The organism is Lacihabitans soyangensis, assembly GCF_024343775.1.
GTDB classification, from domain to species: Bacteria; Bacteroidota; Bacteroidia; order Cytophagales; family Spirosomataceae; genus Leadbetterella; species Leadbetterella soyangensis.
Genome location: NZ_RJUF01000001.1, coordinates 174,716 through 200,738 on the forward strand (window position 1 = coordinate 174,716; position 26,023 = coordinate 200,738).

General features: G+C 34.2%; 18 protein-coding genes and 1 pseudogene. 16 read left to right on the forward strand and 3 right to left on the reverse strand.

Going from position 1 to position 26,023, the window contains the following annotated elements:
• Positions 1-24 precede the first annotated feature (24 nt).
• Together EGI31_RS00790 and EGI31_RS00795 are read right to left on the reverse strand one after the other, a co-directional pair.
• Positions 25-1,263 carry an HD domain-containing protein gene (locus EGI31_RS00790; protein ID WP_255035212.1) on the reverse strand — a complete coding sequence of 413 codons (1,239 nt, stop codon included), beginning with the start codon at positions 1,261-1,263 and terminating at the stop codon, positions 25-27.
• 488 nt (positions 1,264-1,751) lie between these two features.
• A complete protein-coding gene (locus EGI31_RS00795; protein ID WP_255035213.1) occupies positions 1,752-2,045 on the reverse strand; it encodes an RNA polymerase alpha subunit C-terminal domain-containing protein in 294 nt (97 codons plus the stop codon).
• 477 nt (positions 2,046-2,522) lie between these two features.
• On the opposite strand from EGI31_RS00795, the gene EGI31_RS00800 reads away from it, so the two are divergent.
• From EGI31_RS00800 to EGI31_RS25265, 13 genes and pseudogenes are all read left to right on the forward strand, one after another.
• On the forward strand, positions 2,523-3,755 hold the full coding sequence (locus EGI31_RS00800; RefSeq protein ID WP_255035214.1) for a site-specific integrase: 1,233 nt from the start codon (positions 2,523-2,525) through the stop codon (positions 3,753-3,755).
• Between the two features lie 3 nt (positions 3,756-3,758).
• Entirely contained in the window at positions 3,759-4,805 is a 1,047-nt protein-coding gene (locus EGI31_RS00805) for a DUF6617 family protein (protein ID WP_255035215.1), read from the forward strand.
• A gap of 206 nt (positions 4,806-5,011) precedes the next feature.
• A complete protein-coding gene (locus tag EGI31_RS00810; RefSeq protein ID WP_255035216.1) occupies positions 5,012-5,311 on the forward strand; it encodes a helix-turn-helix domain-containing protein in 300 nt (99 codons plus the stop codon).
• The gene (locus EGI31_RS00815) at positions 5,308-5,613 is read left to right on the forward strand and encodes a helix-turn-helix domain-containing protein (RefSeq protein ID WP_255035217.1); all 306 of its coding nucleotides are present in this window, start codon (positions 5,308-5,310) and stop codon (positions 5,611-5,613) included. The genes EGI31_RS00810 and EGI31_RS00815 overlap by 4 nt, the downstream gene beginning before the upstream one ends.
• Complete coding sequence (locus EGI31_RS00820) at positions 5,604-6,527, forward strand: BT4734/BF3469 family protein (protein ID WP_255035218.1); 924 nt, start codon at positions 5,604-5,606, stop codon at positions 6,525-6,527. Before EGI31_RS00815 ends, EGI31_RS00820 begins: the two co-directional genes overlap by 10 nt.
• Positions 6,524-8,260: a DUF3987 domain-containing protein gene (locus tag EGI31_RS00825; RefSeq protein ID WP_255035219.1), complete on the forward strand. Its 1,737-nt coding sequence runs from the start codon at positions 6,524-6,526 to the stop codon at positions 8,258-8,260. Before EGI31_RS00820 ends, EGI31_RS00825 begins: the two co-directional genes overlap by 4 nt.
• A gap of 343 nt (positions 8,261-8,603) precedes the next feature.
• Positions 8,604-10,697: a Piwi domain-containing protein gene (locus tag EGI31_RS00830; RefSeq protein ID WP_255035220.1), complete on the forward strand. Its 2,094-nt coding sequence runs from the start codon at positions 8,604-8,606 to the stop codon at positions 10,695-10,697.
• 284 nt (positions 10,698-10,981) lie between these two features.
• Positions 10,982-14,284, forward strand: coding sequence for an RNA-directed DNA polymerase (locus EGI31_RS00835; protein ID WP_255035221.1), 3,303 nt, complete (start codon positions 10,982-10,984; stop codon positions 14,282-14,284).
• An 827-nt stretch (positions 14,285-15,111) separates the two neighbouring features.
• A complete protein-coding gene (locus EGI31_RS00840; protein WP_255035222.1) occupies positions 15,112-15,984 on the forward strand; it encodes a thioredoxin domain-containing protein in 873 nt (290 codons plus the stop codon).
• Positions 15,985-16,087: 103 nt separating this feature from the next.
• Positions 16,088-16,462, forward strand: coding sequence for an ArsR/SmtB family transcription factor (locus EGI31_RS00845; protein WP_188764938.1), 375 nt, complete (start codon positions 16,088-16,090; stop codon positions 16,460-16,462).
• On the forward strand, positions 16,459-17,076 hold the full coding sequence (gene merTP, locus EGI31_RS00850) for a mercuric transport protein MerTP (protein WP_255035223.1): 618 nt from the start codon (positions 16,459-16,461) through the stop codon (positions 17,074-17,076). Before EGI31_RS00845 ends, merTP begins: the two co-directional genes overlap by 4 nt.
• On the forward strand, positions 17,076-17,294 hold the full coding sequence (locus EGI31_RS00855; protein WP_255035224.1) for a GDCCVxC domain-containing (seleno)protein: 219 nt from the start codon (positions 17,076-17,078) through the stop codon (positions 17,292-17,294). Before merTP ends, EGI31_RS00855 begins: the two co-directional genes overlap by 1 nt.
• Before the next feature lie 134 nt (positions 17,295-17,428).
• Positions 17,429-17,593 (forward strand): annotated as a pseudogene (locus EGI31_RS25265) (hypothetical protein); the annotation flags it as partial.
• A gap of 51 nt (positions 17,594-17,644) precedes the next feature.
• On the opposite strand, the gene EGI31_RS00860 reads toward EGI31_RS25265, so the two are convergent.
• Positions 17,645-17,815: a hypothetical protein gene (locus EGI31_RS00860; protein ID WP_255035225.1), complete on the reverse strand. Its 171-nt coding sequence runs from the start codon at positions 17,813-17,815 to the stop codon at positions 17,645-17,647.
• 15 nt (positions 17,816-17,830) lie between these two features.
• On the opposite strand from EGI31_RS00860, the gene EGI31_RS00865 reads away from it, so the two are divergent.
• From EGI31_RS00865 to EGI31_RS00875, 3 genes are read left to right on the forward strand one after another with little or no spacing between them, the layout of a single operon-like run.
• Positions 17,831-22,171 carry a CusA/CzcA family heavy metal efflux RND transporter gene (locus tag EGI31_RS00865; RefSeq protein WP_255035227.1) on the forward strand — a complete coding sequence of 1,447 codons (4,341 nt, stop codon included), beginning with the start codon at positions 17,831-17,833 and terminating at the stop codon, positions 22,169-22,171.
• A gap of 10 nt (positions 22,172-22,181) precedes the next feature.
• Entirely contained in the window at positions 22,182-23,411 is a 1,230-nt protein-coding gene (locus EGI31_RS00870) for an efflux RND transporter periplasmic adaptor subunit (protein ID WP_255035228.1), read from the forward strand.
• 30 nt (positions 23,412-23,441) lie between these two features.
• A complete protein-coding gene (locus EGI31_RS00875) occupies positions 23,442-25,490 on the forward strand; it encodes a heavy metal translocating P-type ATPase (protein ID WP_255035229.1) in 2,049 nt (682 codons plus the stop codon).
• Positions 25,491-26,023: the final 533 nt, after the last annotated feature.

The window sequence follows — 26,023 nt, forward strand, 5'->3', positions numbered from 1 at the left end:
TAAATGAGATGATGTACATGGCCATTAAATCGACGGTAAATATACGTCATTGGTATAACAAATATAATTTTTTTTGACAATATTACTCATAGCCTTGATGGTCGGTAAGTCTGAAGCCTCAGATACATCAAGAATATTCCCATTTTTCATTAGAATCTTTATATTGGCTTGTTGTGAGGCGTATCCACTATTGCTAATCTGACTTGCTTTGAAGAAGTATTTATGAAGCTCCTTAGGGATATTTTTCTCGACTAAATTGCCTAAAATTTTTGACTGAATATCTTCTGTTTTCAAGCCAACTTCTATTTTTATTTTAAATAGATTTCGTTCAATAATATTCCTGCTCAAGTTGGCCAAAACCCAGTCTGAGTGATTTTGCCACGATTTAAGAGCGTACCAAATATCAACGTCGTCAAGACTAACAAAATCTTGTAAATAACTCGGGTCATTTTTAAAATCCTCCTTCGATATATTCTTTTCGATGAAAACCCTAAGATGAGCTGGTATTTTTACTTCAATATTTTCACTCAGTAAGTCTTTTACTCTCTCAAATATTTTCAAAACCATGGTCTCGGAACAGATGGAGGTCTTGTGGAGGTATACTTGCCAATACATTAGTCTTCTGGCTACCAAAAAGTTTTCGACACTGAGTAAGCCTTTTTCTTCTACTACCAATTGATTATCAACGACATGGAGCATTTTTATAATTCGTTCCGCTCCAATGTTTCCTTCTGCTACTCCGGTATAAAAGCTATCACGATTGAGATAGTCCATCCTGTCCATATCCAACTGACTAGAAATGAGTTGATGAAAGAAACTGCGGTCATAAGTACCTTTGAACATTTCTATAGCTAAGGTTAGTTTTCCTTCAAACTGCTTGTTGAGGTCTTCCATCAGCAGCTCAGAAATAGCTTCATGGTTCACATTTTTGAGAATGGCGTACTCCAACACATGTGAAAATGGTCCATGGCCGATATCATGAAGCAAAATAGCCACCAAAGCTGCTTCACGTTCGACCTCCATTATCATTAGGCCTTTGGATTGTAGCGTATTCAAGGCCTCGTTCATCAGGTGCATGGCACCCAATGCATGTTGAAAACGAGAGTGAAACGCTCCAGGGTACACCAATTCGGCCATACCCAATTGCTTTATTCTTCTGAGGCGTTGAAAATAAGGATGTTGTACGATTTCAAATATGAAGTCAGACGGAATGGTGATAAAACCGTAGATGGGATCGTTGAATATTTTACGTTTGTTTGTCAAATTGGTTTTTGGAAGATTATAGAAAAGAATACTCTCTTAAACATCGTTTATGAGTTACAAAGTTCTTTAAAAAAAAGTATAAATTGGAGCTATTTGGAGTATAATCGTTCAAGAAAACGGTATTTATGCTAATTTGTGAATACTGAGGACGAGAAAGTTTAACAGTAAAACGTGCCGAACTCAGTTTAAAATTTATAATTGAAAGTACCTCGCTTAATTTTTTGGGCTTAGTCAAATTTAAGATTTAAATCTTTTTTTGGTAGAAATGTTTTCCTAAAGCAAAACTTCGTTTAAGTCTCTAATAATGAGGTGCTAAGGTAAAGGTCAAAGTTTGGTGTCCAATAAAAATCTTGTATGTATTTATTGGATAAACTATCATCCTTTATTTAACATTTAAAGGTTTTTATTTTTTTCTGAACCTTTCAATTATGGAATTAGTCCCTGGTAGAATTAATTAGCTTTGGAAAATTATTGAAGGTTCCAAAATATTACATTGCTCTGAAACAGAGTCCTTTTTCTGATAATAATTTCCGCAGTTTCGGAATCGTACTTTTACCTATTCCATGAAAACGCATTATTTCTATTTCGCTGTAACCTGCAACTTGTTCTAAAGTGCTTATGCCATTGTTTTCTAATGCTCGTCTGGCCGGAGCTACTAGAAAGGATAGGAAATTGTCCATCGGTTTTCGTACTTCCTCACATATGGGGCAAACAGGGCAATCTGAACTTTTATAAAATTTATGTCCAATATTACAAGTTCTCAAAATTCTCCTTGATCCCATTTTTGGTAGGTTTTACCTAGATTTTTTGCTTACAATTCAAGTCCAATACCAAATATACAAATCAAAAATTTCGGGATAATAATTACCTGTAAAAATTAACCTTGCTGATAATTTTGGTTAACAGCTATCTTTATAGTAATTGCCGAGTGTTGATGCCAGAAAATGAAAGGAAAGGAACTTTTCTACAATTGGTATGTGGAAAGAAGGTATTGTGAAACAAAAAAAGGAGCTACATTTATGTAACTCCTTGATTTTCAAGTGGGCCCACCTGGGATCGAACCAGGCACCTACTGATTATGAGTCATTGTCTTTTCTTGCACTTGCCTTCTTTTGTATGCTTTTTGTGCCCAAAATGACCATTTTGCTAATATTTATTGCTTATTTTTTCCTATTTTTGCTTATAATTCACTGATTTGTATGTATATTGTATGTATAATTTTTAACATACATACACATAATAACTAATTATTTATCAGCATGATAGGCGTAACAACATCCATAGTAATAGACAAAAGAGTTCAAAAAAAAGACGGCACATTTGCTGTAAAACTAAGAATTACCTTCAATAGAGAGCAAAAATACTTTCCCCTTAGTCATCATTTAACTGAAGAAGACTGGGACAAAACTCAGTCTCATAAGCCAAGAGCAGAATATAAAGAGCTGCAATTGTTTTTCAACAAAGTCGAGCAGAAAGCCCAGGATATAATTAAAGACCTAGATCCTTTTTCTTTTGCGGCTTTTGATAAAGCATTTAATAACAAGACAGACAAAGCCAAAGATGTATTCTCCTATATGGAATCTTACATGGAGCAGCTGGACAAAGAAGGTCGAAGCGGAACTGCAAGTAGCTATAAATGTGCTTACAATAGTTTCAAATCTTTTATCAATTCTAAGAAGAGAAAGTACTTGCCATTTGGCGAAATAACAACAGATTGGCTACAGTCTTATGAAAACTGGATGGTAGGTTCAGGCAAAAGTCTTACCTCTACTGGCATTTATTTAAGAAGCCTAAGAACAATAATTAACATGGCTATTGAAGATGGAATATTTTCACAAGAATTTTATCCTTTTGGCAAAAGAAAATACACAATTCCTGCAGGACGAAATGTCAAAAAGGCTTTAACAATCCAAGAAATAAAGGCAATTGTAAATTTCGAAACCAAAACTAGTGCAGAGCAAAAAGCCAAGGATATTTGGATGCTCAGTTACCTATGTAATGGTGCTAATATGAAAGATTTAGCATTATTGAGATGGAATGATTTAGATTCTAAGAGAATTGTTTTTGTTAGAGCTAAAACAGCTAGAACTACAAAAAGCGATACAAAACCTATTGTAGTCATGAGAATGCCAGAGATTGATGCAATTATTTCTAAATGGGGTTTTCCTTCAAATGACAAAAATGATTATATATTTGGTGTTATTTCTAGAAGCGATAATCCGAATACTCAACTAATGAAGATTAGACAATTTATAAAAAACACCAATACATATATGAAGCGTATAGGTGAAAAATTAAACTTAGAACTCAAACTTACTACTTACTCTGCAAGACATAGTTTTGCTACAGTTTTAAAACGTTCTGGTGCTCCTATAGAATTTATTTCCGAGAGCTTAGGTCACAAAGACCTCAAAACTACTGAAAGCTACCTCGACAGTTTTGAGGAAGATGTAAAAACCAATTTCCAAAAACAGCTTTTAAATTTTGATTAAAACATGCATCCATTTGAAAATCTGAAAGAACTCCTTTTTGGTAGCCAGCGACCTTGGCTACCAGAAAATACGAATGACGCTAAGTACCGGTCATTACTTTTAGAGTTGAAAGAATACGAACCAATTCAAAATCTAAATTTTGAATTAAAATTCTTACGTCACATTAACGACAAAACCCAATTCTATGTAAGATTGATTCAAAATCAAAAACTCCAAGTTCTTGACCAATTGATTCCTGAAATCATTAATGAACAAAATCCGCAAGTCTCTAAATTTCTTTTTAATTCCCTTTTAACAAAGCAGCTTCAAACTTTCATAAAAGATATTGGCAAGGTATTAAAGGAAAAGAATTTTGACATAGGTTACATAAATCCAAAGAAGAACACTTTCGACATTGATTCTCATCACAAGTCCAACGCCTTCATAATTCAGTATTTAAAATTCACAACCATACAAATTTATTTGGAGCTTCAAAGGCTTTTCCAGATTACTCCGAATGAGGAGCTAATAGAAGATGATTTCTATACAACGCTTTTATTTGAACCTATTCCCGATTCTTCCTTTTTATCCAAAATTATTAGACTCCAGGTAGAGCAGGATCATGAAGTCGATGCCATTGTAGTAAAACCTCCCGAGTTACCAATTAAACAAGAGCCTTCTTTGTTCAATCCGATCAAAAGAGATTTAGCAAATATCAGACTATCAAAGGTAAACTTCGGAATTATCAAAAATGAAGAACAATTCGCATTAATAGAAACTAACCTTTATGAGTATAGAATAATTGATATTGACTATAATTTCATAAAAAATAAGGCCTCATCAAATAGTGTTCTTTTGGCAGCAACTATTAAAGTTCTAATAGAGAAAAACTATTTTAGAAAAGGCTATGCTGGATTTAAAGGAACAGTTCGAGATAATGACATTCGCGAATTTCTAGAAAACAGGTACAACACAGATATTAAACAACAGTTCAGAAGATTCACCGAAGAGAATAAAGAACTTGCTTTGAGAAAACTCCCATGGCTCGACAGTTTGCCGTCACTTAGGTAATATGGTATTAAGTTCTGTTAATACCATTTTGCACTCCAAGATAATACCACTCATTTTTGTAAGTATCATATTATTAATCCTTTAATTTGGTATTATCTTTTTCATCACTTAATACATTTTTGTTTCCCCCAATTTTGAATCGTCTTTCAAGCGAAGGATGACATTTGGCCAAATGTCCATTTTGAAATTTTCTAACAAGAAAAATCATGGACGAATTATTATTACGTCTCGATCAAATCGAGCAACTCATTTTAGAACAAAGTATTAATTCTAAAGAAATCTTAAACTTCACTGAAGCCACTAAATATTTGGAGGTATCAGCATCGCATTTGTATAAACTAACAAGTGCCAATATTCTGCCATACTACAAACCAAACGGTAAGAAGCTCTATTTCAAAAGAGAAGAATTGAACGAATGGCTTTTGAGCAATCGAAGTGCATCTAAAGAAGAAATTGCCCAGAAAGCAAGGAACTTCAAATTCAAAAAAGGAGGTGTGTTGTCATGAATGAGGTAACGCTTTTATTTGAAAGTTTGATGCAGGAAATCCAAATTATCAAAACGTATGTGGCCAATGTCTCAGCTACTTCGGTTTTCCCAGAACGATTCGACAAAGTTTGGATAGATGGCCAAGATGTTATGTTATCATTGCATATAAGCAAGAGGACTTTACAGTATTTAAGGGATTCGGGTGTATTGCCTTACTCTCGTATTAATGGCAAATTCTACTACAAAATTGCTGACATTGAAAATTTGCTGGTTAAAAATTACACGGCTTCACCATTAAATTCAGACAAGCTATGCAAATAACGGAAAAGCAAATCCTCTCAAAAACAAACTATGGGCTAGATATTTACGCACATATTTTGAGAGATTTTTACTCAGATGAAACTGTAATTCACCTCAAAGGTAGAATTACAGAACCATCTAAAAACCCTTTTAGGGGTAATGCTCCAACATTAATATTCGAGGAAATTGACCAGCAATTTCTTTTTAGAGACAATGAAGAAATAGCCTTTACAGGTACACCATTCGATTTTGCAAAACTGCATTTTAAAAAAGATGGTCCCGAATTATTGAAAGTTTTATTGGAAGTATTACACTTAAAATTTGAGAGAAGGACAAATAAATTTCCAGTTTTTCTTGAGAAGAAAAAGGAAATAACACCACAGCCCTTGCCCATTTATATACCCAAGGTAAGCTTTTTTGATGCACCGGTATCAAATACTATTCCTTCAAAAGAACTCACCTTAAAAGGCGTCTATGAGCTTATTTTGGCCAATTCAGTGATCCAAACTGAACATTTAAGACAAATCTCTGATAAAAAATTAGCTAGGAAGTATAAGGCAGCGAACTTCAACTATGTGACCTTTTCGGGTACTTTTTCAAGTCGTAAAGACGATGCACTTTTAAAACATTCTGGTTATTTGGCTATTGATTTTGACCATATTCCAGACTTGGAATCACTAAAGACTCAATTATTAAATGATGCCTTCTTTGAGACCCAGATGCTTTTTAAGTCTCCCTCTGGTGATGGCTTGAAATGGATAATCTCAATTGATATTACCCAAAATACACATCAAGATTGGTTTATGGCTATCAAAAATTACCTTGAGCAAACCTACCAGCTAAAGGTTGACTCGGCAGGTATTGATGTTTCAAGAGCATGTTTTTTGCCAAACGACCCCCAAATTTTCATTAATTCAAAACATCTAATGCCATGAGCAAAAATATATTTAAAGTAGAAGATTGGCTTCAAAAGAAAGAGGTCGTAAAAACTGATAATTCTGTAGAAACCAAATCATTTGTAAAATCCGATAAGTATACCGATACAGACTTATTGATTCAAAAAATTGAGGACAGTCGCATTGATTTAACAGCCAATTACCAAGACTGGCGAAATATAGGTTTTGCTATTGCGGATGAATTTGGCGAGAATGGTCGTAATTTCTTCCACAGAATCAGTAGATTTTATGCTGATTATTCGACAGCCGATACAGACAAACAATTTGACGCTTGTCTAAAAGCCAACGGTTCAGGGATTAACCTAAGTACCCTTTTCTATTTGGCAAAAAATGCTGGAATCACAGTTTCGAAAAACCAAACAGAAGAAATTCCTGAAATTGAAGAATCATTTGAGAATAAAAAACTTCCGACTTTGCCAGATGCCATTTTCAATACCCTGCCAACTTTCTTACAAAGAATTACTAATGTCGCAGAAACCAACGAGGAGAGAGATTTACTTTTGCTAGGTTCTGTGGTTACGTTGAGTGCCACCATGCCTACAGTTTTCGGTATTTACCATAACAAGAAGGTTTTCGCCAATCTTTTTTTGTTTATTTCCGCCCAGGCTTCTGCAGGTAAAGGACGGCTAAACCATTGTCGTAAATTGGTAAAACCTATTCATGATGCCCTCAAAGAAGCCAATAAAAAAGCCAAACAACAATATCTAGCAGATTTGGCTTATTACAACGCTCAAAAGAAAAGTAATTCAGAAGTGGAAAAGCCTGATGAGCCACCACTTCAGCTTTTATTTATACCTGCCAATAGCAGTGCCTCGGGAGCATTTCAATTATTAAATGACAATGACGGCCGTGGCTTACTATTCGAAACAGAAGGCGATACACTGGCCAATACTTTTAAAAGTGATTTCGGTAATTACTCCGATGGTTTTCGCAAAGCATTTCACCATGAAACCATTTCGTACTATAGAAAAACAGATCGCGAACTGGTTGACCTCGAAACTCCATGCATTTCTACTGTACTTTCTGGTACTCCCAAGCAAGTGCTTAATCTGATTCCAAGTGCAGAAGACGGCTTGTTTAGTCGATTTATGTTTTACCACATGAACACCAACCCCGCTTGGGCAGATGTCTTTTCGGGTAATACTGAAACGGGCTTAGATGACATTTTCTATGAAATGGGCAAAGAATATTTACAATTTTACGATACCTTAAAGGCTTCACCAAATATTCAGTTTCATTTAACTAAAGAACAGAAAGTTCATTTTAATGATTTCTTTCAGAAATTCTTTAATCAGTATTTTAGCCTCAAAGGCGAAGAATACATTGGTACCATTAGGCGTCTGGGTTTAATTACCTTCAGATTGGCCATGATTTTTTCGGTATTGCGTATGATGGACCTAGGCGAGTTTAACACCAAACTAATTTGTGAAGACCAGGATTACAAATCTGCCATAGCTATAGCTGAGACACTTGTGGTTCACGCTTCGCATATTTTTAGTCAATTACCCGAAAATGATAAGCCAGCCCGAAAACCCAATAAAAAAGAAAGGTTCTTTGATGCACTACCTGTACAATTTAATAGAAAGACCTATATGGAAACTGCTTACAAGCTAGGGATTTTGGACAAAACAGCCCAATCATATATTACTAGTTTCAAAAAAGATGGTCTATTGCACCACGATGTCAAAGATATGTACCTCAAAAATACTTAGGAAGTATAGGATTTGTAGGAATGTGCCAATTTTGTTCTCCAGAATTTAATAGCAATCCTGCATTTCCTAAATCTCCTGTTAAGTACTTCAATCAGAACAAAATCACAGTAAAGCATATGAAACTTATTTTAAACCATTTTTGACAAGTTTAAACTAAATGAAATTTTCATTAATTTTTAAACATTTTCGCCATTTTTTGCACAAATTCTTAGAAATCAGTCGTTTCCTGCTTTCTTTTCTTTTCTTATGTTTCGCTTTTTATTATTTTTGTAATGCACACTTTGCCTTAATATATTAAAGCATCATGTGCTTTTCTATACTATTTACATAAAACAATATTGAGATGACAACTTTAGAATTTAACGTGCTTACGTTTAACCATCTGGCAGGTGAACTCACTATCCATTTTTCAAATCAAGAGTACCCAGGCACCCAACGCATTTTTAACAAATTAGTTCCAGCAGAAGTATTGACCCATTTTGGGGAACAGGAGCATTATTACATGGACTTTGAGAATCCATTTCCTAACAGCATAGAAGTGTCTAAATTTCTTTGCCCACAGTTCGAAACTGTCAACAATGGGGCTGAGGAAGAGGAAAAAGTTTACATTCCAGATGCTTGTTTTAGTGGCTCCATTGTTAGGAGATATTACAACTTTCAAATCTATAAATACTTTCAATCAAAAAACATGTTGGTTAAGCCATCATTTATTAGTGATATTGAGGTTTGGGTTTTTCATAAAAACGAAAGTGATAAATTACATTGGCAATTCAAAAAATTCTCTCTAAAAGTTCAACTTGCCAAACTCTCCAAATCGCCCGAGTTGATTATTACTTATGAGGGTATTTCCAAAGTATTAAAGGAAACTTATTATAATCTTATACCAAAAGTCTCCCCAGATAGCTTCAACTGGTTTATTTTTGAAAGAAACTTCTTTAAATATGAGGATTTGCCAGAAATGGCAAAGAGAGAATCAGAAAAAGTACAAGTGGTTTTAAGACGTGAAATAGCAGTTGATTTAAATTATCCAGCCATTGCACCCGATAGAAGTAACAGATATGCTAAATCTCGTCAAGAGATTTTGGAGTTTCGTGCTAAATATCTACATAATGGTGAGTTTATTACTATTATACCTTCACTTTCTAAAGATTTCTTAAAAGTTAAACCAGCAAGAGTAGATAAAGTTTCTAGTAGTTCTAATCAACTGGTATTCGGCAACAAGAATCAAGGCATTGTCCCGAAGTCTGCCATGAGCGTATTTGGCCCTTTGGAAATTCCCAATGACAAACACATCAGTTTTTTTTATATTTATCATAAAGAAGACGAATCAGTTTTTCAAAAATTTGCAAGTTTTATGGCAGGTTTAGAGCCAGGTTTCAAGGGCTTTCAGAAGTATTGCCATTTAGGGTATCATTCCGATCATGCATTAAATATTGTTTTTGAAAATAGCACTAATCCACTTCGAGAAATCGAGATGGCGTTGTCGGATCAAAATAGATTTTCCTCAAATGTTCGTTACATCGCCTTTTATATAAGTCCCATTTCTAAACATACCACAGATTTATCACAACGAGAGGTATATTACAAGGTTAAGCAGTCCCTTCTCAATCGAGGAATAACCTCCCAAGCACTTGATAGCAAAAAGGTTTTCTCCGATACTTATCATTACAGTATGCCTAATATTTCCATTGCAGTTTTAGCAAAGTTAAATGGCATTCCTTGGAGATTAGCTACAACTATAAAAAATGAATTAATCGTCGGCGTTGGTGCTTTTAGAAACTCAGCTACAGATACACAATTCATTGGCAGTGCCTTCAGTTTTACAAACACTGGTGAATTTAACCAAATGGAGTGCTTCATGAAAAGCCAAACGGATGAGTTGGCAGGTTCAATAATACTCGCAGTAAGAAAATTTGTAAGTTTAAATACTGAAATCAAGAGGCTTATTATTCATTTTTACAAGAATATGAGTCAAGAGGAATTGAAACCCATAGAGGATGGACTTCGTGAGTTGGATGTTCATGTACCTGTCTATATAGTTTCAATAAACAAAACTGAATCTCGTGACTTAGTGGCTTTCGATACCTCTTGGCCAGAATTAATGCCACAGAGCGGTACGTACATTAATCTTGGACGTAACAAATACCTACTTTTTAATAATACTCGTTATTTTGATACTCACAATCCTTCTGAAGGATTTCCGTTTCCCATAAAATTGGCCTTTTTCTGCACAGACCAAGAAAAACTAAAAGGTTCTGGTATTATACAAGAACTTTTAGACCAGGTTTACCAATTTAGCCGAATGTACTGGAAATCTATCAGCCAGCAGAATTTACCTGTAACCATCAAGTATCCTTCCATGGTGGCCGAGATGGTACCTCACTTTGATGGCTATGAAATACCGATGTATGGAAAAAGCAATTTGTGGTTTCTCTAAAATAAAAAAAGGTCTGGCTCAATACGACCAGACCTTTCCCGCTACTAAATCCACACAACTTTGATGTAGATATAGACAATATTATTTAATTATTTATTTTCTCTACTTTGTTTTTTATAACATAACACAATTGAATTTTCAAAATGTCGAAAAATGTCCTTCAGAAATTAACATATTGTTTATATTATTTTTTTTTGTAAATATTGATATTTTGGAAGAAATTTTCTTGAAATTGTATGCAATAAATAACTAATTCTAAACATTTAACAATCCCCCCTTTCTAAATGATAACATTATCAAAAATTAAACAAGCTTATTATAAGCTTAAAGCACACATTTATCATGACTCCTCCGAATTATTCCAAAGAAACAAACTTGCTTTATTTGAATGTGGTGTTAAAGAATTTGAAAAATTTACTACTCCTGAAGTATATTCTAAAGATATATTGAATAACCTAGATGATAAATTAAACCTTCTAGCAGAGTTAATCAACAATAACCATGTTCATCATGGTTTTGAAAAATATCTCGATGAAATAAAATTATTGTATTTACCCAAACGGTTTGACAAAGGCCGCTCCCCAGATACTTTCCTCTCAAATCAAAGAGTTTCTAGTAAATATAATCTAGAAAAGGTTACGGTTTTTGCGGATTTTCCTATTGAATTGCATTTAGTAGGTATTCTTTGGTTAATGGAGTTTGGATACAAACTTGACAAAAAACTTGATGAAGCTTGTGTTGGTAACCGCTTAATTTTGAACAAAGACAAAGAAGGGAAAATTGTTGAAGGGAGTGCCTTATTCAAACCTTACTTCGTTCAATACCAAAAATGGAGAGACAATGCTGTAAATTCTGCAAAAAAATTATTAGAAGAGGGTTCTGATATTGCATTTATTAACCTAGATGTAAAGGACTATTTTTATTCGGTTAGACTTGACTTTGAAGAAATCGAAAAGGTAATTTTTGAAAAAAACAGGGACCAAAAAACCAGTAATAACCTTCATGATATTTTCAAAAAAATCCACTCTATATACACCTCCAAAATTAAGGATTTGGATTACCCCCATAAGCCAGATATTGATCTAGATAAATCAATATTAAATATTAAAGAGGGACAAAATGTACTACCAATAGGATTTGCACCATCCTATGTATTGGCAAATTTTTATTTACATGATTTCGATAAACGTCTAAAAAGAACTATTCCAAATTCTTATTTTGGCAGATACGTTGACGACATTATTATTGTCTTGAAAGATCCTTGCATTAATCCAGATAACATTTGCAATGAAGTCGATTTTAGTTTTTCTAAATACTTGAAAATTGAAAAAAAGAATGAGGAATCAATTTCTTTCGCTATTTCAGAGGAACAATTTCAAAATGATTATCGTGTTTCAAAATCTTCTCGTTTTATTTTAAAACACCTATACCCAATAGTAAAACTAGTTGATTTGCCCAAAGAATTTAAAAAACAAAAAGATGATAAAGAAATAGAATGTTGCACTTCTTCAATCCCTAAATCAATTTTTAAAATAACATGTTTTGAAACTTTATTTATTCAACCTGAAAAGACGTTAGTCTATTATTTTGATAAAAATGAATCAATTGCGGTTATTGATAAATTAAAAAAAGAATTAAATGATAGAGCAAGTGAATTTAGAGACATTCCAGAGGATAAAGAAGTTGACTTAAATTTTGATGACCAAGCTTACCATTTAGTATTCGATGGTACAGAAGGTAAGATGAGAACACTAAAGGACTATCAAGAAAATAGATATGGACTAAGTATTTTTCTAGCTCAAAGAATCTTTTCAGCATTAAAAAAAGCATCCTCCATTGACGATGGCGAAAGAGAAAAGATTTTAAATTTATTTAAAGGACTGAACAATTTGGAATATTTTCATCTTTGGGAAAAAATATTTACCTACTTTTTGGTTTACAATGATCACAATGGTTTTTTAAAATTCTTTAAACATACTTTTGAGCAAATACTTATTCTAAAAAACTCAGATGGAAAATTAGGTTCATCTCAAATTGAGGTTAGTCGAGTGGCTATGTCTCTTTACGATTATTTCAAAGTATCTTACCAACTGGCTATTTCGTTGAATCCTAATTTTATACTCAACTCTAAAATTAAAACCGAATTAGAGTTATTCAACAACTATATGGAATTAAACCATTTGTGGGTTTTTCTAGATAGTCCAGAAAGCATTAAAAATAACTCGTTTAGATTTCGATGGAGCAATCTTCTAAGACATCAGTATGTAGCCCATCCTATCTTAAATTTTTCAGAATTGTTGGAGTCTTGGAGTGATTTCAATCTTATTGCCCGTGATTTCCCAAAAATAGAGGATTCAGAGAAATGCTCCTTAGTCGCTGAAAAGATGAACCTTTCACCAAGAAGGGTAAAATTTTGGGAATGTTGCATCGGGGCTGCAAATAATTTAATTCATATGGATCTAGATAAGTGGGAAATAGGTAGTAATGGTAGGCACGTAACAAATAGCACTTTCCAATTATATAGTCAGAATCAACTAAATCATGCCAAAGAATATTATAAGAAAATTAATAAAAATCACATACCATCATCATCTTCCATATACGAAAAGCTATTCGAAATTAAGTCTACATTAGAAAATGACGGAGATAAGAACTTCCCAATTGAGACAGAATTACATATATCACAAAAGGATAAATTTCAAAGGAAAGTTTCAATTGCATTGGCAAATACCAACGTTTCTGAGGCTAATATTGAATCTAGTATAAAAGGTGATCCAAATCTTTCGAATGTTAGATACCAATCTCTTGCTAAATTATTGAATCAAGCAAGACGTGAGAAAGTAGATATGTTTCTACTACCAGAATCCTATTTACCATATGCTTTAGTTTCTATTTTGGCAAAGTATTCTGAAAAGAATCAATTCGCCATAGTTTCAGGATTAGAGCATTGGAATATTAATGACATTTGTTTTAATTTTATAGTTTCTGTTATCCCAATAGAAATTGATGGTGTTAAAGATTCAATCGTTTTATACCGTTTGAAAAATCATTATGCTCATATTGAGGAGTTAATTATTAGAGGGTTTGGATATAAGGTGCCAAAACCACGTCATTCATATGATTTAATAAACTGGAAAAATCTTTATTTTACCTCTTATTACTGCTTTGAATTTGCAGATACCCATCACAGAAGTTTATTTAAATCCAAAGTTGATATGCTAATTGCTTCAGAGTGGAACAAAGACACTCCATATTTTTCAAATATTGTAGAATCATTATCTCGTGATATGCATTGTTATATTGCACAAGTAAATACTTCTCAATTCGGTGATTCAAGAGTCACAAAGCCGTCAGAGACGGCTACCAAAGATATTTTAAAATTAAAGGGAGGTAAAAATGATACAATAATTGTAGGAGAAATTGATATTACAAAACTTAGGGAGTTTCAACTTAAACATTTTGAAAGAACCCAATTTGACAATGATAAATCTTTTAAACCCCTACCTCCTGACTGGAACTTCGACGATGTTAAAACAAGAATTGAGAACGGATGGTTTGTGGAAGACTTATCTGTGCCTATATTCTAATCAAAGAAAACGTTTTTTTGAAAATCAAAAAGATAATGGGGCATGTAAAGTTTTCACAAAAACTTTGAAAAAAATTAAAGTAGTTGTTTACTTATTATTTATTAGTAGTTTCTCTAAAATAAAAAAAGGTCTGGCTCAAAACGACCAGACCTTTCCCGCTACTAAATCCACACAACTTTGATGTAAATTTATTGAAGATTTTGCTAAAACCAAATTTCGTTACGAACTTTTTCCTATTTTCGGGCAATTCAAAATTGGGTAAATATCTTTTTCACCAAGATCTAATTTAATTCAGATTCAATTTGCTTTTTACTATAATTACAAAAAAAACTTCTTAATACGCACATGTTAAATTAACTTAGCACCTAACCATTTAACTTACGATCCGTGATTTACCTCATTTTTGATACAAATATTTGGCTATACTTAGCTAATGGGTATGACTCAGAGAAGAAAGATTTCCCAAAAGGTATCTTTTCAAATCATCATTTTGAGTTACTTGAAACCCTAAAGGAGAATGTATTAAACAACAATTTTAAAATCCTTGTAAATGATATTATTTTAAAGGAGTGGCATCGAAATCAAAAATCGTCAGAATCCCTTCTGAAATTAGTTTGGAATCGTAAATCTGAAATTCAAAAATCAAAAAAACGCTCAACGCATTTATACCCAAAGAAGACAAAAAAGAATTCGAGGAACTAATTAAGAAAGCTACCAATAATGTTGAAACCTTAATCACAAGAAACAAAGACCATATAAAGCAAGTTGAAGATTTTCTAAAAAATGAATGTATCGTTATTCCAATTTCAGATGAAATCAAGGTTAAAGTGACTGATTTACGTTTGGCGAAATCTACAGCTCCGTTTACTACTAATAAAGATAATTTTTTAGATGCTCTAATATTATATAGTTCAGCTGAGTATTTAAAAGATAAATTGTCATTGGATTTTGCAAGAGCAATTTTTGTATCAAATAATTATCTGGAATTTGCTACAAAAGACAACGATAAAGAATTTCATCCTGATATACTAAACATAATCGGTGAAACTGATTTAACCTATAACCGACACTTAAAGAATGTTGTTAGTTTATCTGAGGACCTAATTGCCGAAATGGATTATTTTCTTAACTACAAAATAGAAAACTATGACTTTTACTGTCAATCCTGTGAAGAAAACCAATATTACAGCCCTGGTGGTAATTTTGACTCTCAAATTAGAGTCTCTGATGATAGAGATGAATTTGATGACCCCAATCAGCTTAAACTATTTGAGTTTGATGAGATAAATGTTAAAAATTTCCCACATCTTAAATTTGTAAACAAGGGGAAATGCTTTTTTTGTGGAGAAACACACATTTGTTGTCCTGAATGCTCAAACGTAATGATTGACCCTGACGATTCGAGGGAAGACATGAAAACCGTTGCCAATGAAAAAGGTTTTAATTTTGAATATTTGCACGATGCCGACCAAAAAATATCGTTTGCTTACGGTGCAATTGTCAATACGCATACGGTGATTTTGGTAAAAGAAAAAGGTGTTTACAAAATCGCCTACATCGGTGCAATTGATGATAATAGAGACGAAACCAAGATAACAACCAAATATGTTGAAACTGCCATCGCTTCGATTTTGGCAAAAGAAGAAATAAAAACCAAGACCAGTATTGCCAAAGGCTGTACGATTACTTATCGTAAATAAATAAAAATCTCATTATATACACTATAATGAGATTTTTTTAAATAGTTATTTAAGGATTTGCTTAAATAATTAATATATTTGTTACGTAATTCAAAACCATTAAATGGATAATCAAGAAATAAGTTGCATTAGAGCTTTTGCCGACCAAGTTCAGATTTACAACTGTAAGCAACAACTCAAAGTTGCCGAAAACTCATTTGCTAATCTTGCCCAAGTGCTAAATTTAGCAGGAAATGAAGTGCGTTTGAAAATTCTGTTTCTACTTAACCAAGAAAATGAACTTTGTCCTTGTGATATTTCTGATATTTTAGAAATGAGTGTACCTGCTGTTTCCCAGCATCTTCGTAAACTCAAAGATGCAAACCTTATTCAGTTTCGTAAAGTTGGGCAAACGATTTTTTATTCTCTAAAACCCAATCATTTAAAGGTAATAGAACCACTATTTCAGCATATTCAGCAAGCCGAATTAGCATTATGAAAACTACCACTTCGCTTCCAAATTTAAGTATTATTACAGCTTTGGCATCCTCATTGTGCTGTATTATGCCTGTTTTGGCTATTTTGGCTGGCACAACTGGCATTGCTTCCACTTTTTCGTGGCTCGACCCTGCAAGACCTTATTTTATTGGCTCAACAGCATTGATTTTAGGGTTGGCTTGGTATAAAAAACTAAAAACACAAAAACAAACAAGCGGCGAATCGCTCAATTGCAATTGTGAAACAGATAGTAAAGTATCATTTTTACAAACTAAAACATTTTTAACCATGATAACTATTTTGTCAATTTTACTCTTATCCTTTCCAAGTTACTCTCATTTATTTTTTCAAAAAACTGATAATAAAGTTACGATAAACCAAGCGGTGAAAAGCCAAAAAATTGAGTTTATAATTAGTGGTATGACCTGTACAGGATGCGAAGTTCATGTGAAATCTGAAGTCAGTAAATTAAAAGGGATTATAATAGTACAAGTCTCGTATGAAAAAGGGAATGCAATTGTGGAATTTGATAACAAAAAAACAAATATTAAAGAAATCACAAAAGCAATTAATTCAACAGGTTACAAAGTTGTGAATCATAAAAATATATTTTAATGGTAAATATTAGTTTAGAATCAGAAATAACTTGTCCTAATTGTGGACACAAAAAATTAGAAATAATGCCAACTGATGCTTGCCAATATTTTTATGATTGTGAAAAATGTAAGCAAGTTTTAAAGCCACTTAATGGAGATTGTTGTGTTTTTTGTAGCTATGGAACTGTACCATGTCCGCCAATTCAACAAGACGCTAAATCGTGCTGTGGGGTGTAAAAAATAGAATTTGATTCTCAAAAGTTAAATAGAATCCAATTCTATATATCAAAATATATTTCCTTTTTGACTCCCTGTTGCACTTGTTTTTTGCATACTTTTGCTGTATGAAAATCCTTTCATTCATATTATCCATGTACGTACTTATACTTTCGTGTCTGCCTTGCGGAGATGTGGAAGACTGTAAAGTAGTGGATAATGACAAAATAGCTTTTTCAGAAACCAATCATACTAACCACCAAGAAGATACTGAAACTTGTTCACCTTTCTGTATTTGTGCTTGTTGTGGTACAAATATTGTCTTAAATTTTTCATTTTCCCCTCTCATTTCAGAGATAGCACAATGTTTTTTATCTGAAAAAGGGAAAATCAATTTCTACAATACTTCTTTTATTTCTGATTTCTACGGAAACATCTGGCAACCGCCCAAAATCTAATTCTTGAAAATTATTGCCATTTCTACTTGCTGATATTTTACTCAGCAGGATTCTTTGCTTATGGCTATCTATGAATTTTTTCAAAATTAGATTTAAAATATGTTAGATAAAATCATCCATTTTTCTATCCATAATAAATTTATTGTGGGTCTATTTACTTTGGCTTTGGTATTAGTTGGTATTTATAATTTAAGCCGACTGCCCATTGATGCCCTGCCCGACATTACCAATAATCAGGTACAAGTTATTACTACCGCTCCTACTTTGGCAACTCAAGAAGTGGAACAGTTTATTACTTACCCCATCGAACAAACGATGAAAACGATTCCTAAAATCGTAGAAATGCGTTCTTTAAGTCGTTTCGGATTAAGTGTAATTACCCTTGTTTTTGAGGAAAACGTAGATATTTATTGGGCAAGACAACAAATGAGCGAAAAGCTAAAAGATGCTGAAAGGCTTATTCCCAAAGGAGCAGGAATCCCCGAATTAGCCCCCATCACTACTGGACTGGGAGAAATATATCAATATGTAATTTATGCAAAAAAAGGTTATGAAAGTCAATACGATGCTTCAAAACTACGAAGCATTCAAGATTGGATAGTCAAACCACAATTGCTTGGTACGGCAGGAATTGCCGAAGTTACAACCTTGGGAGGTAGCCTAAAACAATACGAAATTGCAGTGCAGCCCGACCGACTGAAAAGTATGAATACCACCATCACTGATATTTTTGAGGCTCTCGAAAAAAACAACGAAAATACAGGGGGTGCATACATCGACAAACAACCTTATGTTTACTTTATCAGAGCTTTGGGCATGGTAAAAACTATTGCTGACATTGAAAAAATAGTAGTTAAAACCAATAATGGAATACCCATTCTGATTCGTGATGTGGCAAAAGTGCAAGAAGGGTCAGCTTTGAGATATGGAGCTGTAACCAAAGACGGTAAGGGCGAAGTAGTTGGAGGAATGGTACTGATGCTCAAAGGCGAAAACTCATCAGCGGTAGTTAATCGAACAAAGGCGAAGGTTGAACAAATCAGAAAATCATTGCCCGAAGGTGTTTCTCTTGAACCATTCATAGACCGTACAAAATTGGTAAATAATGCCATTGGAACGGTAGAAACCAACCTTTTAGAAGGTGCTTTAATTGTCATTTTTGTATTGGTTTTGCTTTTGGGAAATTGGCGAGCTGGCTTGGTGGTGGCTTCTGTTATTCCATTGGCATTGCTTTTTGCCGTAATAATGATGAACTTATTTGGTGTAAGTGGCAATTTGATGAGTTTAGGTGCAATAGATTTCGGTTTGATTGTAGATGGTGCTGTAATCATTGTAGAAGCCGTCATTCACCGATTGCATCTAAACAAAGAAGGAAGGCTCACGGCTAAACAAATGGATGAAGAAGTTTTACAGGCATCAACAAAAATCAGAAGTAGTGCTGCTTTCGGTGAGATTATTATTTTGATTGTTTATCTACCCATTTTGGCATTGGTTGGCACAGAAGGCAAGATGTTTAAACCAATGGCTCAAACCGTTTCGTTTGCTATTTTGGGGGCATTCATTTTGTCTCTCACGTATGTTCCGATGGCTTCTGCTTTGTTTTTAAGCAAAAATATTAGTCATAAAAAGAATGTTTCAGATAAAATAATTGATTTTATATATCGCTTCTACCAACCTATTTTGGACAAAGCCTTGCAATTAAAAACCATCATATTAAGTGCTTCTATTGTTTTATTTATTATAGCCTTGTTTGTTTTCAGCAGAATGGGTGGCGAATTTATTCCCACTTTGGAAGAAGGAGATTACGCTATCAATTTCAGAAACGCAAATGGAAGTTCTTTAAGTAAAACCATCGAAACTTCTACAAAATTAGAGAAAATACTCAAAGCTAAGTTTCCCGAAGTAGTGGAAGTGGTTTCAAAAATTGGTTCTGCAGAGATTCCAACTGACCCCATGCCCATTGAAACGGCGGATATGATTGTAATTCTAAAACCGAAGAAAGAGTGGAAAAGCAGCAAAGATTTCTATGAATTGGCGAATATGATGAAAGAAGAAATGGAACAAATACCAGGGGTAGGTTTTGAGGTTTCTCAGCCGATTCAGATGCGTTTTAATGAATTAATGACGGGCGTTAGAAGCGATATTGCCATTAAGATTTTTGGAGAAGATTTAGAAAAATTGGCAGCAACAGCCAATAGCACGATTGGATTGATTGGAAATATCGAAGGAGTTGCCGACATCAAAGCCGAACAAGTAACAGGCATGCCACAAATTACAGTACGTTATAACCCCGACAAATTGGCATTATATGGCTTGAATGTAGGTGATTTGAATAAAGTTGTACGTACTGGTTTTGCAGGGCAAGCCACAGGCACAGTTTATGAAGGTGAAAAACGTTATGATTTGGTAGTGAGGCTCGACAAAGATTTTCGTCAGGATATTTCTAATGTGAAAAATATATTTGTAAGCCTACCCAATGGCAACCAAATTCCTTTGGAGCAAGTAGCCGACGTAAATTTTGAACAAGGGCCTGCACAAATAAGTCGTGAAGATGGCAGGCGTAGAATTGTGATAGGTCTGAATGTGCGTGGACGTGATGTGAAAAGCGTAGTAAACGACATACAAGCAAAATTGGATGCCAAACTCAAACTCCCCGAAGGCTACTATGTAACCTACGGTGGTCAATTTGAAAACTTGGTAGAAGCCAACAAACGCCTTGCAGTAGCTGTACCCGTAGCTTTGCTCTTGATTTTTGTATTGCTCTATTTCACTTTTAATTCCATAAAACAGTCTATATTGATTTTTACTGCCATTCCACTTTCTGCCATTGGAGGTGTTTTTGCCCTTTGGTTACGTGGAATGCCATTCAGTATTTCGGCAGGCATTGGTTTTATTGCTTTGTTTGGCGTGGCAGTTTTGAACGGAATTGTATTGATTGGATATTTCAATCAACTTAAAACCGAAGGTTATGATAATGTTTTAGAGAGAATCAAGGAAGGAACAAAAGTACGTTTACGACCTGTGGTAATGACTGCTGCCGTAGCCTCATTAGGTTTTTTACCTATGGCTTTGAGTAGCGGTGCTGGTGCAGAAGTACAAAAACCTTTGGCTACTGTTGTGATTGGTGGTTTAATTACGGCAACATTGCTCACCTTAATTGTATTACCAATTTTGTATTTGCTATTTGAAAAAGGGATAAAAAAGCCCAAAGTTCCCAAAATTGCGTCTATCATAATTTTGGGGTTCTTGTTTTCGGGTGGCTTTGCTCATGCTCAAACACCACTTAGTTTACAGCAAGCCATAGATTTAGGAACAAAAAATAATAGTTTAGTACAAGCCAATGAATTGGCAGTCAAGGTGCAAAATCAGCTAAAACCAACGGCAAAGGAGCTTCCCAAAACCAATGTAAGTGCCATGTTGGGGCAGTACAATACCCGAAGTTTTGACCAAAATTATAGCATTTCGCAAGGATTTAGCCCTTTTCAGTTTCAAGCAAAAAAAATACTTATCAATGAAAACATCAAAAGTAGTGAGCTGAAATTGATAATAACTAAACACGACATTGCTTTTCAGATTCGCCATTCTTGGAATACCATTTTGTATTTGATGGCAATTAATCAATTATTGGCTAAGCAAGATGATTATTTGCAACAATTTGTAAAAGCAGCAAATCTAAGACTCAAAACTGGTGAAAGTACATTGTTAGAAAAAACAACTGCCGAAACCAAGCAACAAGGGTTAGTTCAAGTCAGAAAGCAGAATGAAAGTTTGATTTTAAGTGAAAAAATTAGACTAAAAAACATTTTGAATATTAAAGACGACTTTACAATTGTCGAAACCGACTTTTTTCCGTCAAAGGCGATTATATCAGATACTAATTTTATCAATCAAAACCCTGTTTTAGCATTGGCAATACAACAAATTACGATAGCTTCGGCAAACAAAAATGTTGAAAAAGCTCTCGCAAAACCTGAGTTTTCGGCTGGATATTTTTTACAATCGCTCACAGGCATTCAAGAGATTGCTGATAAAACTGTTTTCTTCAACGGTGTTCCTCGTTTTCAAGGTGTGAGTTTGGGTATGAGTATTCCAATTTTCACTAAAGCCACTAAAGCTCGCATTCAAGCATCAGAAACCGAAATTCAAGTCCAACGAAAAAGTTCAGAATATCTCAAAAATCAACTGAATAGCCAACTTTTGCAGCAAATTCAAGAGCAAAAAAACAATCAATCTTTGATGGATTATTATGTACAATCTGCTTTGCCTAATGCTGAAATAATCACAAAAAATGCTACAAAAGCCTATCAAAGTGGAGAAGTAGGTTATGTAGAATATCTACAAAGTTTAGAAACTGTGTTAAACATTCAGCAAAACTATTTGCACGCAATCAATGCTTTCAACCAAAATACAATCAATATTCAATATTTGTTAAACAATTAATTTTAAGCAAATGAAAATCAATCATCAATATAAATTTTTATTAGTTATATTCAGTTTGTTTCTTTTCGTTTCTTGCAATAAAAAAGCCGCAGAAACAGTAACAGAAGAAGAACACCACGACGAAACTGGTGTAGTCGAATTGACACCCATGCAAGTAAAATCAGCTCAAATAGTTTTCGGAATTTTTGAAAAGAAAAACCTAAGTGAAGTTATCACAGCCAATGGATACACCAAACTTCCCCCTCAAAATCAAGCTGATGTTTCGGTTTTTTTGGGTGGAATTATCAAAACAATTGCTGTTATTGAGGGGCAATTTGTAAAAAAAGGGCAGACATTGGCAACATTTCAGAGCATGGAATTCAACAATATTCGTTTAGCAAAAGCCAAATTGACCGAAGAATTGCAGCAAGCCAAAGTAAGCAAAGATTTTTTAGAGTTGGAATTTGCTCGTCAGAAAGAATTGAGCGATGAAAATGTAACGGCAAAAAAAACCTTTCAAAAAATCAATACTGAGCTTGAAACAATCAAGAATAAAATCAAAAATACTGAAAATCAAATAATTATTTTAGACCAAAACCTTTCGCTGGGTGGTAATGACAATGCTTCAATACTTTCTATTGTAGCTCCTATTTCGGGCTATATAACAGAAGTGAAAGTGAAAATTGGGAGTAGTATTTCAGCTAATAATACATTATTCTCCATTGTAGATAATTCTAAAATGCACGTTGATTTGTTGGTTTATGAAAAAGACCTATTCCGTATAAAAGTAGGGCAAAGTGTTCGGTTTGTTTTGACTAATCAAGGAAACCAAGAAATTATCGGACGGATTTTTAGTGTTGGAAAGGCTTTTCAAAATGAATCAAAATCAGTGGCAGTTCATGCCGACATCAATAATTCTACGATTGGACTGATTCCAGGAATGTATGTCAATGCCTTAATTGATATTGGTAAAAATGATGTAGAAACTTTGCCAATAGATGCTATTGCCAAAGCTGAAGGTAAGGAGTTTATTTTTATTCAAGAAGAACATGATGAAGAGCCAAAGAGCAAAGGACAAGAGGTTGATACGGGTGTTCATTTCAAGCGAATTGAAGTGAAAACAGGAACAACTCAATTGGGGTTTGTGCAAGTAACGCCTTTGCAAGAAATACCTGCTGGAGCAAAAATAGTGGCAAAAGGTGCTTACTATTTGCAATCTACTATGTCGAATTCGGAAGGCGGTGATGAGCATAATCACTAATTTGTTTTTTTAATTTTAAAATTCAGAACAATGGAACATAAACACATTTATGACAAGGACGGCAAACAACTTTGTTGTACGCAAGAAGAAAAAATCAATATGGTAGCCAATAAACAATTAAAGAAAGAACACAAAGAGGTAGGTTGTTGTGCAATTGATGAACCAAAACACGATGAGCATACCGATGATGATGGACACGGCCATTCGGGAGGAAATGAAAGCACTTTCAAAATGTTTTTGCCAGCCATCATTAGCTTGGCTTTATTACTCATTGCCATTGCATTAGATAATTATTTCCCTCAATCGTGGTTTACAGGTTGGGTTCGGATTATTTGGTATGGTGTTGCTTACTTACCTGTTGGTTTTCCCGTGCTAAAAGAAGCAATAGAAAGCATTGGTAAAGGAGAAATCTTTTCTGAATTTTTGTTAATGAGCATTGCCACCATCGGAGCATTTGCCATTGGCGAATATCCCGAAGGTGTAGCAGTGATGTTATTTTATTCGGTAGGGGAGGTTTTTCAAGGATTGGCCGTAAAAAGAGCCAAGGCCAATATTAAAAGTTTGCTTGATCAAAGACCTGATGAGGTTACGATTTTGCAAAACAATGTAGCCACCACCATCAAAGCAGGCTTAGCAAAAATTGGAGATATCATTCAACTAAAGCCAGGTGAAAAATTAGGATTAGACGGTGAATTACTGTCAGAGACGGCATCCTTCAATACCGCAGCACTTACAGGCGAGAGCAAGCCTGACACCAAAGCCAAAGGCGAAACGGTGTTGGCTGGAATGATAAATCTCAATACTGTTTCTCAAGTAAAAGTTACGACTGACTATAAAGATAGCAAATTGAGCAAAATCTTGGAAATGGTGCAAAACGCCACAGCTCAAAAAGCACCAACAGAGCTTTTTATTAGGAAATTTGCAAAAATCTATACACCGATTGTGGTGTTGTTGGCTGTCTTAATTACAGTTTTGCCGTACTTTTTCGTAGAAAATTATCAGTTTAGCCAATGGCTTTACCGAGCTTTGGTTTTCTTAGTTATTTCATGCCCTTGTGCTTTGGTTATTTCAATTCCTTTGGGCTATTTTGGTGGAATTGGTGCAGCCAGCAAGAATGGTATTTTGTTCAAAGGAAGTAACTTTTTAGACATTATCGCCAATATTCAAAACGTGGTGATGGACAAAACAGGTACAATGACTGAAGGGGTGTTTAAAGTACAAGAAGTTATCATAAAGCAAGATTTTAATAAAGATGAAATCTTAAAAATGGTCAATGCCTTGGAAAGTCAAAGTACACATCCAGTGGCTACTGCCATTCATAATTTTGTTGGAGAGATTGACTTGACCATCGAACTGAAAAATGTAGAAGAAATTTCAGGACATGGACTTAAAGCAGAAGTCAATGGCAAAGAATTATTAGTAGGCAATTTCAAATTTATGGATAAATTTTCAATCGCTTATGATATTGACCCAACAACCATTGTTTATACCCTTATTGCCATTGCTTATGATAAAAAGTTTGTGGGCTACCTCACTATTGCCGATAGTATCAAAGAAGATGCCCAAGAAACAGTAAATAAGCTGAAAGCATTAGGAGTAAATACCACCATGCTCAGTGGCGACAAAAGTAATGTTGTGAAATTTGTTGCGGATAAATTGGGAATAATAAATTCGTTTGGAGATTTGTTGCCTGAAGACAAAGTGAACAAAGTAAAAGAACTCAAAGCCTTAAACCAAACGGTAGCTTTTGTGGGTGATGGTGTAAACGATGCTCCAGTGGTGGCTCTCAGTGATGTGGGCATTGCTATGGGTGGCTTAGGCAGCGATGCCACCATTGAAACGGCAGACGTAGTAATACAAGACGATATGCCTTCAAAAATACCTATGGCTATAAATATAGGAAAACAGACCAAGAAAATTGTTTGGCAAAACATAGTATTGGCTTTTGGTGTCAAAGCTATCGTATTGGCACTTGGGGCAGGCGGTTTAGCCACGATGTGGGAGGCCGTTTTTGCAGATGTGGGAGTTGCACTTTTAGCAATTTTGAATGCTATTAGGATTCAGAATATGAAGTTTTAGCAATTGAATTTGCCGATTTTTCAAATCGACCTAGTTCACGCTTTGGCATTAATCTAGGTCGATTTTTCTTTAGTTTTAGACAATTTTTCCATTAAATAAATATTTTCATAGAAAACTTTTTTATTTTTGCTCGTTGTTTTTATTCAAATGACTAATTTTTTCAAAATACTGTTCGCACTTGTAATCCTATGGACTTCGTTTAGTTCATTAGACGCTGTGGCTTGCGGTAAAATGAAAGATACTTCTGAAAAAAAGTCTTGTTGTAAATCTGGAAAGAAGGACTGTTGTAAAACAAAAAAAGTAGCTGAAAATCAAAAAAAACATGATGATTGTGGTGGAAAGTGTACCCATCCATCTTGCAAATGTGGGGTTTTGTTAACCCTTACAATAATACCATCGACTTTAGATATCCAATACGATTTCCAATTTTTGTACAAAGAAATTTCGATTTCTTTCCTTCACGTTTCAGATACAACCGCTGGTTTTTACAGCAATTGGCAACCTCCAAAAATAAGCTGATTCATTCTTCTCAT